Origin of the sequence: Leptotrichia rugosa (genome assembly GCF_041200005.1) — a bacterium.
GTDB lineage: Bacteria > Fusobacteriota > Fusobacteriia > Fusobacteriales > Leptotrichiaceae > Leptotrichia > Leptotrichia rugosa.
In genome coordinates this window covers 1,169,719-1,184,966 of record NZ_CP165644.1, presented here as the reverse complement: position 1 = coordinate 1,184,966, position 15,248 = coordinate 1,169,719, and the positions used below count along the sequence as shown (strand labels likewise).

The 15,248-nt window shown below is 29.6% G+C and carries 17 protein-coding genes; 10 read left to right on the top strand and 7 right to left on the bottom strand.

Features of this window, described 5'->3' with window-relative positions; genetic code table 11:
* Positions 1–13: 13 nt before the first annotated feature.
* The 3 genes from AB8B22_RS05845 to pfkA form a co-directional block, all read right to left on the bottom strand.
* Positions 14–859, bottom strand: coding sequence for a hypothetical protein (locus tag AB8B22_RS05845; protein WP_369710414.1), 846 nt, complete (start codon positions 857–859; stop codon positions 14–16).
* A 242-nt stretch (positions 860–1,101) separates the two neighbouring features.
* The gene (gene pykF / locus AB8B22_RS05840) at positions 1,102–2,520 is read right to left on the bottom strand and encodes a pyruvate kinase PykF (RefSeq protein ID WP_094080822.1); all 1,419 of its coding nucleotides are present in this window, start codon (positions 2,518–2,520) and stop codon (positions 1,102–1,104) included.
* Between the two features lie 92 nt (positions 2,521–2,612).
* Entirely contained in the window at positions 2,613–3,575 is a 963-nt protein-coding gene (gene pfkA / locus AB8B22_RS05835) for a 6-phosphofructokinase (RefSeq protein WP_094080556.1), read from the bottom strand.
* Between the two features lie 269 nt (positions 3,576–3,844).
* On the opposite strand from pfkA, the gene rplU reads away from it, so the two are divergent.
* Genes rplU through rpmA form a run of 3 tightly spaced genes read left to right on the top strand, consistent with a single transcriptional unit; the run spans position 3,845 to position 4,829 of the window.
* On the top strand, positions 3,845–4,147 hold the full coding sequence (rplU, locus tag AB8B22_RS05830; protein ID WP_369710413.1) for a 50S ribosomal protein L21: 303 nt from the start codon (positions 3,845–3,847) through the stop codon (positions 4,145–4,147).
* 19 nt (positions 4,148–4,166) lie between these two features.
* On the top strand, positions 4,167–4,496 hold the full coding sequence (locus tag AB8B22_RS05825; protein ID WP_369710412.1) for a ribosomal-processing cysteine protease Prp: 330 nt from the start codon (positions 4,167–4,169) through the stop codon (positions 4,494–4,496).
* Positions 4,497–4,535: 39 nt separating this feature from the next.
* On the top strand, positions 4,536–4,829 hold the full coding sequence (gene rpmA / locus AB8B22_RS05820) for a 50S ribosomal protein L27 (protein ID WP_094080553.1): 294 nt from the start codon (positions 4,536–4,538) through the stop codon (positions 4,827–4,829).
* A 128-nt stretch (positions 4,830–4,957) separates the two neighbouring features.
* Here rpmA and AB8B22_RS05815 read toward each other — a convergent pair whose 3' ends face one another.
* Positions 4,958–6,577 carry an ABC-F family ATP-binding cassette domain-containing protein gene (locus tag AB8B22_RS05815; RefSeq protein WP_369710411.1) on the bottom strand — a complete coding sequence of 540 codons (1,620 nt, stop codon included), beginning with the start codon at positions 6,575–6,577 and terminating at the stop codon, positions 4,958–4,960.
* A 229-nt stretch (positions 6,578–6,806) separates the two neighbouring features.
* On the opposite strand from AB8B22_RS05815, the gene AB8B22_RS05810 reads away from it, so the two are divergent.
* From AB8B22_RS05810 to AB8B22_RS05795, 4 genes are read left to right on the top strand one after another with little or no spacing between them, the layout of a single operon-like run.
* Positions 6,807–7,268 carry an NUDIX hydrolase gene (locus AB8B22_RS05810; protein ID WP_369710410.1) on the top strand — a complete coding sequence of 154 codons (462 nt, stop codon included), beginning with the start codon at positions 6,807–6,809 and terminating at the stop codon, positions 7,266–7,268.
* Between the two features lie 35 nt (positions 7,269–7,303).
* On the top strand, positions 7,304–8,863 hold the full coding sequence (gene mgtE / locus AB8B22_RS05805; RefSeq protein WP_369710409.1) for a magnesium transporter: 1,560 nt from the start codon (positions 7,304–7,306) through the stop codon (positions 8,861–8,863).
* 15 nt (positions 8,864–8,878) lie between these two features.
* Positions 8,879–9,289: a hypothetical protein gene (locus tag AB8B22_RS05800; protein WP_369710408.1), complete on the top strand. Its 411-nt coding sequence runs from the start codon at positions 8,879–8,881 to the stop codon at positions 9,287–9,289.
* A gap of 25 nt (positions 9,290–9,314) precedes the next feature.
* Positions 9,315–10,532 (top strand): DUF4272 domain-containing protein, encoded by a 1,218-nt coding sequence (locus tag AB8B22_RS05795; protein ID WP_369710407.1) that lies wholly within the window; start codon positions 9,315–9,317, stop codon positions 10,530–10,532.
* A 46-nt stretch (positions 10,533–10,578) separates the two neighbouring features.
* Here the strand turns inward: AB8B22_RS05795 and AB8B22_RS05790 are convergent, their stop codons facing one another.
* Positions 10,579–10,908, bottom strand: a complete 330-nt coding sequence (locus AB8B22_RS05790) for an AzlD domain-containing protein (RefSeq protein ID WP_369710406.1) — start codon at positions 10,906–10,908, stop codon at positions 10,579–10,581.
* Entirely contained in the window at positions 10,901–11,614 is a 714-nt protein-coding gene (locus AB8B22_RS05785; RefSeq protein ID WP_369710405.1) for an AzlC family ABC transporter permease, read from the bottom strand. The genes AB8B22_RS05790 and AB8B22_RS05785 overlap by 8 nt, the downstream gene beginning before the upstream one ends.
* 246 nt (positions 11,615–11,860) lie before the next feature.
* On the opposite strand from AB8B22_RS05785, the gene AB8B22_RS05780 reads away from it, so the two are divergent.
* The 3 genes from AB8B22_RS05780 (at position 11,861) to pyrE (ending at position 13,763) form a co-directional block, all read left to right on the top strand.
* A complete protein-coding gene (locus AB8B22_RS05780; RefSeq protein WP_369710404.1) occupies positions 11,861–12,076 on the top strand; it encodes a hypothetical protein in 216 nt (71 codons plus the stop codon).
* Positions 12,077–12,208: 132 nt separating this feature from the next.
* The gene (locus AB8B22_RS05775; RefSeq protein ID WP_369710403.1) at positions 12,209–13,135 is read left to right on the top strand and encodes a dihydroorotase; all 927 of its coding nucleotides are present in this window, start codon (positions 12,209–12,211) and stop codon (positions 13,133–13,135) included.
* Positions 13,128–13,763, top strand: coding sequence for an orotate phosphoribosyltransferase (pyrE, locus tag AB8B22_RS05770; protein WP_369710402.1), 636 nt, complete (start codon positions 13,128–13,130; stop codon positions 13,761–13,763). The genes AB8B22_RS05775 and pyrE overlap by 8 nt, the downstream gene beginning before the upstream one ends.
* 188 nt (positions 13,764–13,951) lie before the next feature.
* Here pyrE and fabV read toward each other — a convergent pair whose 3' ends face one another.
* Positions 13,952–15,145 (bottom strand): enoyl-ACP reductase FabV, encoded by a 1,194-nt coding sequence (fabV, locus tag AB8B22_RS05765; RefSeq protein ID WP_369710401.1) that lies wholly within the window; start codon positions 15,143–15,145, stop codon positions 13,952–13,954.
* Between the last annotated feature and the right edge of the window lie 103 nt (positions 15,146–15,248).

Sequence of the window (15,248 nt, the reverse complement as noted above, 5' to 3'; positions counted from 1 at the left end):
TTTTATTTTATTTTTATTGTAACATTTTATCCAAAAATTTGCTATCTTTTTCAGTTTCTTCTTTAATTTTTGACGCAACCCAAGTGTCTTCCAAACTAGAAATATTGACTGCTTTTTTTAGTTCGTCTGAAATTTGCTCGTTCATTAGTACAACATTAAAATATAATATAACTTCTGCACGAAGATTATAATTTTTTACTTCATCGCTGACTTTTGTAGTATTCACATTTTTCAAATATTCTGATACAGCTTTTTCAATTTCACCGTTATCATAATAATTTCTAATTTTGTTTAAAAAATATGTAAGTCGCATAAAGTGATATTCTTCATCTGAAACTCCTATTTTTTCTCTATCTTTTTCTTCCTTCAGCAAATTTAGAACTTTTTCAGTTTGGATTTGTTTTTCTTCAAAGTTATTTATTGTAAAAAGTTTTGCTAATTCAATAATTACAGGAGTATTTTTGTAAGTTTTAGAAATTTGGTTCATATAATTTTGGAAATTTGAAACTTCACCGTTATCGAGTGAATAGATCATTTTTGAAAAAATTTTTTCATATTCATATGGTGTATATTTTATAAATAAATTCAAATAATGTTTATAGTTTTCTCCCAATTTTTCTCCAAAAATTGTAATTAAATCCTGTGAGATTATATAATTTCTCTCATCTTTAACAAAAAGTTTTTTTAATTTTTCAATTCTTTGCGAAATAATTTTTTCGTCATCTTCAAAATATTGTGTATCCCTTATTTCATAGTTAAGCTTTATTGTTTCGTCAATAATTTCTTGTTTTATCCCTATTTTTGACAAAGTGCTTTGAATTTTTTCTTTTTGTGTAAATCCATAAATTTTTATATTCATTAAAAAAACTGCTAATATTAGAAAGAATTTTTTCATTTTTATCACATCCCAGAAATTTTATGTATTGCACTATAATTATATCCTATTTTTTTTAAATTCAAAATTTTTTTATAAAAATAAATTAAAATTCTTGAAATACTAAACAGTTGTAAATAAAAAAATAAAAAGGGAAAAAGTTATAAAACTATTCCCCAAAAATAATTATTATTTTAATTTTTAAATTTTTTAAAATTAGAAATTAACTATTCTCCAACTCTTTCTACTCTTAATGTATTAGTTGTTCCTTCTTTAGAAATTCCAGTAACTAATACTACTAAATCACCTTTTTTAGCTTCTTCGTGATTAGCTGCAATTTCTCTTGCTTTTGCAAAAAAGTCATCAGTTTTATCTAATCCTTTTTCTACATAAGCTCTAACTCCTCTTACTAATGCCAATTGTCTAGCAGTTTGTTCATTGTCAGTTAATGCGATTATAGGTACAGTTGGTCCATATTTTCTAATCATCTTAGGAGATCTTCCTGTTTTTGTCCAACATACGATTAATTTAGCATCCAATGATTGTGTAGTACTTACTGCACCGCTTGAAATTGCTTCTGTAACAGAAATATCTGCTCCTGGAGTTTCAACTGGTTTGAATTTTTTAAATTCATCTGTTCTTTTTGAAATAGTAGCCATCATTTTAACAGCTTCTACTGGATATTTACCTTTTGCTGATTCTCCTGATAACATAACAGCATCAGTACCGTCTAAGATAGCATTAGCAACGTCTCCTGCTTCTGCTCTTGTAGGTCTTGGGTTTCTAATCATTGAATCTAGCATTTGTGTAGCTGTAATAACTGGTTTTCCAGCTTTATTACATTTTCTGATCATCATTTTTTGCATGAAAGGAACTTCTTCAGCAGGAACTTCTACTCCTAAATCTCCTCTTGCTACCATGATTCCATCACTTAATTCCAAGATTTCATCGAAGTTATCAACACCTTCTTGGCTTTCAATTTTAGGAATAATTTGAATATTTTTTCCGCCATTATCATCTAATACTTTTCTTACTTCGGCAACGTCAGATGCTTTTCTTATGAATGAAGCTGCTACAAAGTCTACACCTTGTTCACAACCAAATTTCAAGTCAGCAATGTCTTTTTCAGCTAATGCTGGTAAACCAACTGAAACATCTGGCAAATTTACACCTTTAGTTTCTCCTAATTCTCCAGTATTTGTAACAACACATTCAACTTCTCCAGCTTCTTTGTTGATAGCTTCAACTTTTAATCCAACTAAACCATCATCTAATAAAACAGTACTTCCTATTTTTAAGTCGTCTATGATTCCAGGATATGAAACTGAAAATTTACTAGCATTTCCAACAAAATCATAATCTGTTGTCATAATTACTTTTTTACCAGTTTCTAGTAATACATCTTTTCCACCTTCTAATTTTCCTGTTCTGATTTCAGGACCTTTAGTATCTAATAAAATCCCTATTTCTTTACCAGTTTTCTTCATAACTTCTCTGATGTTTTTGATTCTTTGTCCGTGTTCAGCAAAATCACCATGAGAGAAGTTTAATCTCATTACATTCATTCCGCTTTCTACCAATTTTGTAAGCATTTCTACACTTTCAGTTTTTGGTCCAATTGTACAAACAACTTTAGTCATTTTAATTTTCATTTTGTCTTTTCCTCCTAAAAAATATCTTTCATTGTCTTTATATCAATGAATCCTGCAAAAACCACAGGAAAATTCATTTACTAATATTATAGTGATAACATATTTGCTATTACATAGTCGGCTGAAGATGCCTTTGAATAGTTTTCCCAAGCGTAAGATAATTTGTGAGTTGTAACTTCTTCACTTTGAATTCCAACCATCAATCCACCTTTTCCTTCTTCTATTAATTCAACTGCTTTAACTCCTAATCTTGTTGCTAGAATTCTATCAGATGCTGTAGGTGCTCCACCTCTTTGAATATGTCCTAATATAGTTACTCTTATACTTGTATCAACTTTTTTAGCCAATTCGTCTTTAATTTGCACAACATTTCCTACTCCTTCAGCAACAACGATTATATCGTATAATTTACCCTCTGAACGTCTTTTTTTGATTACTTCTGCCAAGTCATCAATTGAACTTTCAGTTTCTGGAATCATAACTCCACTTGCTCCGCCTGCTATTGCAGAATAAAGAGCTAAATCTCCACAGTTTCTTCCCATTACTTCTACTAAATATGTTCTTTCATGAGAAGTAGCAGTATCTTTCAATTTTGAGATGGCGTCCAATATAATATTTAATGCTGTATCATAACCAACTGTATAGTCAGTTCCAGCTACGTCATTATCAATAGTTCCTGGTATTCCGATTGTTTTAATCCCATGTTCTTCATACAAGTAATGTGCACCATGGAATGAACCGTCCCCGCCGATTACAACTAGTCCGTCAATTCCATACTTCTTCAAATTAGCTGCAGCTCTTGCTCTAACTTTAGGATCTTTAAATTCTGGAAGTCTTGCTGATAGTAGAATTGTTCCTCCTTTATCAGCAATTCCGCTTACATCTAACAATGTTAATGGAAAGATTTGATCTTCAAGCATACCTTTATATCCTCTTCTTATACCATAAACTTCCATTCCTTTGTTTATAGCGGCTTTAGTAACGGCTCTTATAGCAGTATTCATACCTTGTGAATCTCCACCACTTGTTAATATCGCAATTCTTTTCATTATAGTTACTCTCCTTCTAAAACGAGTTTTATTTTTCTTACCTTTACAATTTAATATTATCATTTTTGATTTTGAATGTCAATACTAAAATAATTTTTTCTGTTTTTTTAATATTTACGGCATTTTTATTAATCCTATAAAAATAGGAAATGTTGTTTCAAAAAGTTTGACAAATAAAAGAAAATGTAGTAAAATATTTTTACGCTTAGAATTGGTGGCTAATACCAAATATAGCGAAAAAAATAAAAATAATGTGGAGGTGAACTTAAATGTTTGCAGTAATTAAAACAGGTGGAAAACAGTATAAAGTAGAAGTTGGAACTGTGTTAAAAGTGGAAAAATTAGCAGCTGAAGTTAATTCAGAAATTGAAATTAAAGAAGTTCTTATGGTAGGAGAAGGGGACAATATAACAGTTGGTACTCCTTTTGTAGAAGGTGCAAAAGTTGTAGCAGTAGTTAAAGAACATGGAAAAGGTGAGAAAAAAATCAACTTCAAATACAACAAAAAAACTTATTACAGAAAAAAAGGTCACAGACAACAATATACAACTATTGAAATTAAATCAATATAATTAGTTTTTAAAGAGAAAAATGATAAAGATAAAAATAAAGCGAGAAAAAAATAGAATTGTGTATTTTAAAATTAGTGAACATGCAGATTATGCCAATCACGGTGAAGATATTGTATGTGCTGCGGTTTCGTCGGTTTCACAGATGACTTTAAATGGAATTTTAGAAATTTTGAAGTTAAATGGAAAAGTAAAATATGAAATAGACGAGAGTGGGAAATTAATTTGTGATTTGCAAAATTCTAATTTATCGGATGAAGAATTTAAAAAAGTTGACATTTTGACAGAATCAATGTATTCTTATTTGAAAGATATTGTATATGAATACAAAGAATTTGTAAAATTTGAGTAAATTAAAAAATTAGCGAAAGAATAAACAAGGAGGTCAGAAATGATATTAAAATTAAATTTACAGTTATTTGCCTCAAAAAAAGGACAAGGTTCAACTAGAAATGGTAGAGATTCAAATCCTAAATATTTAGGAATTAAAAAATATGATGGAGAAGCTGTAAAATCAGGAAACATTATCGTAAGACAAAGAGGAACTAAATTTTATGCAGGAACTAATGCAAAATTAGGAAAAGATTACACTTTATTTGCAGTAGCAGATGGATTTGTAAAATTTGAAAAATTTGGAAAAGGTAAAAAAAGAGTTAGTATTTACCCTGAAAGAGTTGAAGCATAAATAAATTAAATAAAAAAATAAACTATCTCGTGCAATTGATTCGAGATAGTTTTTTTATATTCATTTACTTATAAAAAAATTTTATTATAAATCTACTGTTTAAATGAGAAAAGGTATTATTAAAAAAACTATTTATACATCTCTTCTAATTTTTCTTGTACGTTTTCATCGTTTAAATAGTCGTCATATTCCATTTCTTTCTCAAGAATTCCTTTTGGTGTAATTTCAATTATTTTGTTTGCAATTGTCTGAATAAATTCATGGTCGTGTGTCGTAAATAAAATTGTTCCTGGGAATCTTTCCAGAGATTTATTTAATGAAGTGATACTTTCCAAATCCAAATGGTCGGTCGGATTATCCAAAAGTAAGACATTGGCATTCGATAGCATCATTTTTGACAGCATACATCTAACTTTTTCTCCTCCTGATAAGACTTTTGCTTTTTTTGTAGCTTCTTCACCAGAAAATAGCATTCTTCCTAAAAATCCTCTCACATATTCTTCGTGCTGGTCGTTTGAAAATTGTCTTAGCCAGTCAATTAGCGATAAATCCACACCTTCAAAGTATTTGGAATTGTCTTTTGGAAAATAACTTTGAGAAGTTGTAACACCCCATTCAATTTTTCCTTCATCAGGCTCAATTTCTCCGGCTAAAAGTTGGAAAAGAGTAGTTTTGGCAATATCATTATTTGACAAAATTACAACTTTGTCACCAGTATTTATTGTAAATGAAATGTTATCAATGACTTTTTCCCCATCTACAGTTTTTGATAAATTTTCCACTTTTAACATGTTGTTTCCAGCTTCACGCTCAGGTTTGAACTCAATATACGGATATTTACGGTTTGAGATTTGCATATCTTCAAATTGTAGTTTTTCTAATTGTTTTTTACGGCTAGTCGCCTGTTTTGATTTTGAGGCGTTGGCAGAAAATCGAGCAATAAAGTCCTGTAATTCCTTTTTCTTTTGTTCCAATTTTTTGTTTTGATTTCTTATTAATTCTTGCATTAATTGATTTGATTCATACCAAAAGTCGTAGTTTCCAACAAACATTTTAATTTTTCCGTAATCAATATCGGCAATGTGAGTACAAACTTTATTTAAAAAGTGTCTGTCGTGTGAAACAACTAAAACTGTTGTATTTTCCAAATCCATTAAAAAATCTTCCAGCCATTTTACAGCATGTAAGTCAAGTCCATTTGTAGGCTCATCCAATAATAAAATATCTGGATTTCCAAAAATTGCCTGTGCTAATAGCACTTTTACTTTTTCTGGCTCAGTCAATTCTTTCATTAATTTATGATGCGATTCGGCATTGACTCCAAGTCCAATTAAAAATTTTTCAGCATTTGTTTCTGCATCCCAGCCATCTAATTCAGCAAATTCCCCTTCCAGTTCAGCAGCTAGATTTCCATCTTCTTCGGTAAATTCTTCTTTTGAATAAAGTGCTTCTTTTTGTTTCATGATGTCGTATAATTTTGTATGTCCCATCATTACGACATTTAATACTTCTTCATCTTCGTAAGCGAAGTGATCCTGTTTCAAAAAAGATAATCTTTTTCCTTTGTCTATAATAACTTCTCCCGAAGTTGATTCCATTTCTCCTGTTAAAACTTTTAAAAATGTAGATTTTCCTGCCCCATTTGGACCAATTATTCCATAGCAGTTTCCTTCTGTAAATTTTATGTTTACTTCGTCAAAAAGTTTTCTTGAACCAAATTGAACTGATAAGTTACTTGTAGATATCAAATAAATTCCTCCCTGTTAATATTTTATTTTATAATTAGTTATATTATATCAAAAAAAGTGCTTAAAATAAAGAAAATTTTAAATTTTGTAATAAATTACTTTATTTTTTTTGGAATAACTGATAAAATAAGAAAGAGAAAAATTTTTGAATGAAATTTAAAATTATAGATAAATTATAGAAAGGAAAATAAAAATGGATAGCAGTTTTAAATTTTTAAAAGGAGAGAAAATGTTACATCCAACAACTGGAATAACATTGGAGTATTTGGCAAAATCTGATGCAGTATGCATAGTTTTGTTTAATGAAACTAAAGAAAAAGTGATTTTGGTAAAACAGTATAGACCTGGACCAAAAGGCTATATGGTAGAAATTTGTGCTGGATTGATAGATCCGGGGGAAAATCCTGATGAAGCGGTTTTTAGAGAGCTTAGAGAAGAAACGGGGTATGTTAAGGAAGATTTAACGGATATAAAAAAATTGCCGCATGGACTTTATGTATCTCCAGGATATACGACTGAAAGTTTGCATTTTTACGGCGCAAGATTGAAATCTGACAAAATTAAACCAAAAGAACTGTCACTTGACCACGGAGAAGACTTGAAAGTTTTGTGGGTCGATGTGAAAGACATTTTGAATGTTACACGGGATATGAAAACTGTACTTGCGGTAACTTATTTTTCAAAATTATAAATAAAATTTAGTTTACAAAAAAAGAGAGGTGCTGGATGAAAAATGTAAAAAATAAAGAAAATTTTGAAAAAGATTTTGAAGAAAGTTTAGAAAATAGAAAAAATAAAGAAAGTAGTGAAGAGAGTAAAAAAAGTAAAGAAAATTTAGAAAATTTGCAAAATTCAGAAATTTCAGAAGAAGATGTAGAAAAATTAAAAAAAGAAATTAGAGAGCGTATTTCGGACGATGAAGAAGTTGAAGAAGAAGAGGAGGAAAGATTTTCGCCTGAGGAAATGGCGCAGGAAATCCAGAAAATTGAAACTGAAAAAGAGCTGGAAGAGTATTTGGATGACAATCATTCAATTGATGTTGCAGAAAGTTTTGAAGAACTTAAAGACGATGAATTAATGAGAATTTTTGAGCTTATGAGCGATGAAAATAAAGCAGGAATTTTGGAACAAGCGGATGAAGAGCTGCAAACTAGAATTATAGATTTACTTTCAGATGAAGAAGCAATTGATATTTTAAGCTATATGTCACCAGACGATGTTGCCGATATTTTGGGATTTATTGATATTCAAAAAAGTAAATCGATACTTAATAAAATGAAGCGTTCACAAGCAAATAAAATAAGAGAGTTATTGGGTTATGAAGAAGATACTGCTGGAGGTATTATGACGACTCAGTACATAGCATTCAAAGGAAATCTTGAAGTAAAAGATGTCATGAAAAAATTAAAAGTGATTGCTCCACGAACTGAAGTTATAGAGACGATTTTTGTGACAAACAAAAAAAAAGAGCTGATAGGCGAAGTAGATTTAAGAGATATTTTAATTTCTTCTGATGACACAAAATTAGTGGATATTATGGACGATAATCCCAAATATGTCTATGTCGAACAGGATCAGGAAGAAGTGGCAAGGCTAGTTTCAAGATATGATTTAAAAGTAGTTCCAGTTACAAATCACAAAAAAATTATTTTGGGAATCATTACGATAGATGACATAATAGATGTAATTCAAGAAGAAAATACAGAAGATATTTTAAAATTAGGAGGAGTTTCGGAAGAAGAAGAAATTTATTCAAGTTTTTGGTTTTCAGTAAAACAGAGACTCCCGTGGCTTGTAATAAATTTAGGAACAGCTTTCTTGGCATCGTTTGTTATAAAATTATTTTCAGGAACTGTGGAAAAAGTAGTTATCTTGTCATCAATAATGACAATTATTAGTGGAATGGGTGGAAATGCAGGGACACAGGCACTTTCAGTAACAATTCGGGCATTAGCATTGGGAGAAGTCGATTTTAAAGATACAATAGGAATAATCGCAAAAACTTTTTTGGTTGGAGCAATTAACGGAGCGCTTTTAGGAATTTTGTGTGGCGCAATAATATGGGCATTTTGTGGAAATTTTTATATGGGTCTTATTGTGTTTTTAGCGATGGTAGGAAATTTAGTAATCGCCTGTATGATAGGTTTTTTGATTCCAATTACACTAAAAGCGATGAAAATTGATCCAGCGATGGCATCAGCTGTCGTGCTCACAACTGCGACAGATTGCTTTGGCTTTTTGATTTTTTTAAGTTTAGCAACGGTGTTCTTGAATAGATTAGTTTAGAAAAAGGAGAAAATTGTGATAATAGTTTATATATTGATATTTTATGTTTTATATTTTATTTTTAGAAAAATATCAGAAAAGATAAAATATAAATCTGAAAAATTGGAAGAGTTAGATGGGGAATTTATATTTACATTTATAAATCGGATTAAAAAAAAAGAAATTTATTTTAACATTAATGAAGTTACTATGGCAATACTTACTAGAATGTTTATAAAAAGAGGAACTTTTCAGACTATGAATTTTAGAATTTTTTTGGTCGATGGTTATAATTTAAGACTTAGAAAAAAACAGGATTGTCTTATATTTTTAAAAGCGTGCCGAAATAAAAGAAAAGAACTTTATCAAAAAATTTTGGAAATGATACCAGCGGGAGCAAGTATAATTACTATACTAGAAAAGGAATTGGATAATTTTGAAAACTAAATTTTAAGAAAGGAAAAAAATCACTGTGGGTGTGTTAAAGTTTTTTAGAAAGAAACGAAAAGAAAGATTGATTATCTGCTTTTCAAAAGATAAAACGGAAGAGAAAATTTTAAAAAATTTTTTTGAAGCATACGCTGATAAAATAAAGTCAGTTACTAATGAAGCTGACAAAGAGATAACATCAAAGACAAAAAAGTTTTTTTTGGTTTTAAAAAATGATAGAAAATTGTCAATTCAAGTAAATCCAAGTCCCAAATATATTTTGGAAACTGAATTTTTTATGGAGCTGTTTTTAGAAAAGTTAAAATTTGAAACTTTTAAAAATTTGAATGAAAAAGAAATTTCAAAATATACTAGAATATTGATAGCCGTTGAAATGTTAAATAAAAATAAAAGAGACGATGATGAACTTTTAAGAAAAAAAGTAACTGAGTTTTTTTACGGATTTCAAAAATTTTTAATAGCAAAAAGATTAAAACATTATCATTATGACAAAAAAAATCTTGTGCGAGATGAAGAAAAATGGGATTTCTCAGATTTTATTCCGCCACTTTCTGAAAAAATGTTTGAAAATTTTGAGCAGACAAAAGAAGATGCTGACAGAATGGAAAGAAATATAAAGTTAATGGAAAAAGATAAAATGCCGTTTTACGATAAAATGGAAGTGAATATATCTGAAAAAGATGTAAAAATAAGAAAAAAATGGGAAATTATAAGAAAAGTTGTGGCAATTGTTATAACTAGAATTGCAGCGCAGACATTTCTTGAGAAAAAAGAGAATATGTTAAAAAATTTGAGTGATATAATTGAGATTTTTGAGAAGAAATATCAGTTTAAGGAATTTTTAACAAAGCGGGAAAGAGAATTTTTGGAAAATAAAAAGGAAAATTATCAATTAAATGTGGAGTTTTATTTTAGACTGGAAACGGCGCAGACACTTTTATGGGTTTTGTCCATTGATAAATTGCCAGATTTAAATAATTTTTCTGATTTGGCGGAGATAATTGAGATTTTAGAAAATGAAAATTTAAAATCATTTGCAAGAAAGTGTGAGATTCGTTCCAAAAATCAGATTTTGGATGTATTAGATTATATGTATCGATTAAATTGGGCGAATGTTGAAATAAAATTAAATGGTTACAGCAGAATTGTAAATGAAAGTATTTTATATTTTACAAGATTGGGCCTTGAATGGGTGGTTCAGAGTGATATACCAATGGAAGAAATAGTTATTCATACATAAAAATAAAAAATAATATAAAAAAAGCGAAAAAAATCTCGCTTCTTTTTTATTTTATTAAATAAATCTTTGCCAAATCAAATAAAAATATCATAACAAGCGACACCGAAACAATAATTCCAAGTCCAAATCTTTTTAGTGATAAAAAAGCAACGACAACCATTCCAATCAATATTTTTACAATGTCATAAGGAGTTGTACCGCCTGAAGTGAAAATATCCGGAAAAATCATAAGTGCCAGTACCGAATACGGCAATGCCTCAAAAAATTTATTCATTATTGGATTTTTTGGAATCTTTACAAACAGCGGCAAAAGCCTTAAAGCCACCGTTACCAACGCCGAAATGACAATTACTTTAAAAACTTCCAAATTATTCATTTTCTTTTACCTCATCCTTTCTATGTCTTACCGCATAAATTAAACTTGAACCTATCATAATTAAAATCATTGCCCATCCGCTACTTACTTTATTTAAAATTGGCAAATACATAAATGCCAGTTTTGCGGCAATTACATAAATTACAACTTCAAAAAACTTTGGCAATTTTTGCAGTGACATCACAAGCAAACTAAAATATATCGAATATAAAATAAAACTTAGACTTGCACGAAAAACTTCTGGTATCATATTTCCAAAAAGTGAGCCTAGAACAGAGCTTCCAGCATAGCAGAAATATGGAACTGTATTTAGCCCAATTATATACCAAGGTGAATTTTCTTCCTTTATAATCGCATAAGTTATCGTTTCATCAGTAAGTCCAACTCCAACAAGTATTTTTTCAAATAATTTAGTTCCATTTTTTAATTGCCTGAAAATTAGTAAATTTAAAAGCAAATATCTCAAATTTATCATAAGTACTGAAATTATGACTTCAATCACTGTAGAATGCTGCACATAAACCATTTTCAAAAGCATAGCTTCCGAGCCACCGGCATAAATTCCAAATGACATCGCTGCCGTAACAATCGTATACATTCCATTATTTTTAGCAATCAGCCCAACTGTCAGACCAAATGGAATATATGCAACTCCCATTCCAATTCCAGCTTTTAGGCCTTTTAAATATTTTTTTGTGTTAATCATTCTTTTTCCTTCTGTTATTTATAGTTATTATTATTTATATTTTTTAAATAATAAATATTAAAATTTCTTATTAAATAAATAATATTATTTAAAAATTATATCACAATTTTCTCGTTAATTTAACCTTTTTAATTTAGAAAATAAAAAAAATTAGGAAATATCATTCGAGAAATAAAAAATAAAAAGACAAAAATTATTTATTGTGGTAAAATATAAAAGCAAAATAGAGATAGAAAGGAGAAAGAAGTGTTATTTTTGAAAAATGGTGTTGATGTTTTTGGAAAACAAATTGAGCTTTTAATTTTAGACGATAAAATTTTTAAAGTTGGCGAAAAAATTTTGGAAAGTGAAATTGAAGAATTTAAGAAAGAAAATAGCGACAAGAATTTAAAAATTATTGATTTGAACGGGAAATTAGTAATGCCAGGAGTTATTGATATTCATACGCATATGAGAGAGTAGATTTACTCATAAAGAAGATTTTGCAACAGGAAGCAGAGCATGTGCTAAAGCAGGAATTACAACATTTTATGATATGCCAAATACAATTCCGACGACGACAAGTTTAAAAGCGCTGGAAGAAAAAAGAAATTGGTGGCTAGAAAATCTATTGTAAATTATGGATTTCATTTTGGTGGAAGTAAAAATGATAACACCAGTGAAATAAAAAAAGTTATTGAAAGCGGCAAAGTAAATACTGTAAAAATATTTATGAATGTTTCGACAGGAGAAATGCTTATTGAAGATGACGAAATTTTAAAAAAAGTGTTTGAAAATTCTAAATTAGTGTTGGTTCATGCTGAAAATGAGATGATTGACAAAGCACTAAAACTTAATAAAGATTATGGAAATGGACTTTATGTCTGCCACATTCCGTCAAAAGAAGAATTGATTAAAGTTTTGAATGCGAAAAAAGATAAGGATTTTAACAACGAAAAGCATCCCATTTATGCAGAAGTTACACCACATCACTTGTTTTTGAACGAAGAAATTAGAGAAAGTACCAAAAGAAATAAAATGCTTTTGAGAATGAAACCAGAACTTAGAACAAAAGCTGACAATGAATTTTTGTGGGAAGTGTTAAATAATGGTGAAATTGATACAATTGGAACGGATCATGCACCACACCTAATTTCAGAAAAATTAGAAAAGATAACTTTTGGAATGCCAGGAGTGGAAACTTCACTTGCTTTAATGCTAAATGCCTATAATGAAAAAAGAGTGAAATTGGAAACAATTCAAAAACTGATGTGTGAAAATCCTGCAAAAATAATGAAAATCAGAAAAAGAGGAAAACTAAAAGAAGGATATTTTGCAGATATTATAGCTGTTGATTTATCAAAAGAATGGACTGTTGGAATTGACGACACAATTGAGTCAAAATGTGGATGGACACCTTATGAAAACTGGAAATTAAAAGGCAAAAATATTTTGACAATTGTTAATGGGAAAATTGTTTTTGAAAATGGAAAATTTAGTGATAGGTTAGAAAATGGAAGGGAAGTGGAATTTTATGAGTAAAAATTTAAGTTTGGAAGAGAGAGTGGCAAAGGCGTTATTTGATGTAAAAGCGGTGAAAATCAATGTAAATGAGCCTTTTATATTTGCGTCTGGAATAAAAAGTCCAATTTATTGTGACAACAGATTTGTCTTGGGATTTTCTGATGAGAGAGATGTCATTGTAGATGGATTTGTACAGGCAATTGACAGTGATGCAGATGTAATTGTGGGAGTTGCAACTGCGGGAATTCCTTGGGCCTCATTTATTGCGGACAGAATGAAAAAACCTCTTGCGTATGTCAGAAATAAACCAAAAGATCACGGAGCTGGAAAACAGATTGAAGGTGCTGAAGTCAAAGGGAAAAAGGTTGTTGTAATTGAAGATTTGATTACGACTGGGAAAAGCAGCTTAATTGCCGTTGATGTGCTTCAAAAAGAAGGAGTGGCTGATATGGAAGTAAAATCAATTTTTACTTATGGATTTGATGCCGCAAAAGAAAATTATGACAAGTTTAACTGTAAATTTAGTTCCCTGTCAAATTTTAATGTTTTGATAAATTTACTTAAAAATACAGATTATTTGACAAAAGAAGAAGCAGAAATTGCACTTGAATGGAGTAAAAGTCCAAATACTTGGGGAGTTAAATAAATTTGAATTTTTCTCAAAAATAAAATAATTTGAACTAAAATCAAAATATTTAAATTTTAAAATTTTGAAAAGATAAATTAAAAAAATGAAATGAAAAAATAAAGGATAAAAAAATCGCTGATTATTTATAATTTCAGACTTCTAAAAAGTTAAAATTACAAATTTTCAGCGTAATTTTTATTTTAAAATTATGGATGAAGTTTTGCTAATTCTTCGATGTCAATGTCAGCATCGTAGTCGACATTGTCAAAATCAAATCCATTTAATTGCATGAATTCTTCTCTTGCACCTTTGTAATCACTAACTTCCTTAAAGTTCTCAGGTGTTACTTTGTCCCATAAAGCTTCTACCTCAGCTTGGACATCTTCTCTCATTTCCAAGTTGTCAGGTCTTAATCTTCTCTCATCATCAATTACACGGTTATTTCCATAAACCATATCTTTTAGTAATCTATGTTTTTGCTGAATTGTTCCTTCGTGAATTCCTTTTTCTTTCATAACTTTATAAAGTAATGCGGCATATAGCGGGAATATTGGAATAACAGCACTAGCTCTTGTCATTAGCGCTTTACTTAGTGAAACATATGCTTCTCCATTGACTTTTTCTTTTAAATAGTCATTTAAAATATCAGCTGTATGTTCTAAATCTCTTTTTGCAGCTCCAATTGTACCGTCTTTGTAAATTCCGTAAGTTACTTTTGGTCCTAAATATGAATAAGCTACTGTTTTAAACCCATCTGCTAGGACATTTGCATTTGAAAGAGCTTCAATCCACAGTTTCCAGTCTTCACCACCCATTACTTTTACTGTGCTCTTAATTTCTTCAGGTGTGGCAATTTCCATTGTAGTTTCTTCCATTGTTTCTTTTTCAAAATTTATTGTAGGACCTGTGATTTCTTCTTTTGTAGATTTTAGTGCAGATCTGTAAGTTTTTCCATCTTTTGGGTCAGTTCTCACTCCACTTGCCAAGCTATAAATTACTAAGTCAATTTTTCCACCAAATTCTTCTTTTATGTATTTTATGACTTCATCTTTCATTTCGTTGGAAAAAGCGTCCCCAATAAAATTTTTTGCAGGAATTCCTTCTTTTTTTGCAGCTTCAGTAAAAGCGATTGTGTTCCACCAACCAGCAGAACCAATTCTTTTTCCTTCAACACCTTTTTCAAATGCGACTCCAATTGTTTCGGCTCCAGTACCGAAAGCTAGTGAAATTCTTGTTGAAAGCCCGTATCCCGACGATGAACCTATTATTAAAACTTTTTTTGGTCCTGTATATTTATCTTGTGATTTTATATAGTCAATTTGTCTTTTTACAAATTCTTTTGCTCCTATTGGGTGATTAGTCAGAGCTAATCCACCTTTTAATCTAGGTTTTATTACCATTATTTCCTCCTAATTTAATTATTAAAAAAATCATTTTTCATACATTTATCTAAATAATACCATATTTTTTATATTTTTTACAAGAATTATTTTTTTTAAAAAT

What these genes read in the sequence shown, in the direction of transcription:
- AB8B22_RS05845 (WP_369710414.1), bottom strand. Translation starts at nt 859, where the DNA reads ATGAATATAAAAATTTATGGATTTACACAAAAAGAAAAAATTCAAAGC.
- pfkA (WP_094080556.1), bottom strand. Translation starts at nt 3,575, where the DNA reads ATGAAAAGAATTGCGATATTAACAAGTGGTGGAGATTCACAAGGTATG.
- rplU (WP_369710413.1), top strand. Translation starts at nt 3,845, where the DNA reads ATGTTTGCAGTAATTAAAACAGGTGGAAAACAGTATAAAGTAGAAGTT.
- AB8B22_RS05825 (WP_369710412.1), top strand. Translation starts at nt 4,167, where the DNA reads ATGATAAAGATAAAAATAAAGCGAGAAAAAAATAGAATTGTGTATTTT.
- rpmA (WP_094080553.1), top strand. Translation starts at nt 4,536, where the DNA reads ATGATATTAAAATTAAATTTACAGTTATTTGCCTCAAAAAAAGGACAA.
- AB8B22_RS05810 (WP_369710410.1), top strand. Translation starts at nt 6,807, where the DNA reads ATGTTACATCCAACAACTGGAATAACATTGGAGTATTTGGCAAAATCT.
- mgtE (WP_369710409.1), top strand. Translation starts at nt 7,304, where the DNA reads ATGAAAAATGTAAAAAATAAAGAAAATTTTGAAAAAGATTTTGAAGAA.
- AB8B22_RS05790 (WP_369710406.1), bottom strand. Translation starts at nt 10,908, where the DNA reads ATGAATAATTTGGAAGTTTTTAAAGTAATTGTCATTTCGGCGTTGGTA.
- AB8B22_RS05785 (WP_369710405.1), bottom strand. Translation starts at nt 11,614, where the DNA reads ATGATTAACACAAAAAAATATTTAAAAGGCCTAAAAGCTGGAATTGGA.
- pyrE (WP_369710402.1), top strand. Translation starts at nt 13,128, where the DNA reads ATGAGTAAAAATTTAAGTTTGGAAGAGAGAGTGGCAAAGGCGTTATTT.
- fabV (WP_369710401.1), bottom strand. Translation starts at nt 15,145, where the DNA reads ATGGTAATAAAACCTAGATTAAAAGGTGGATTAGCTCTGACTAATCAC.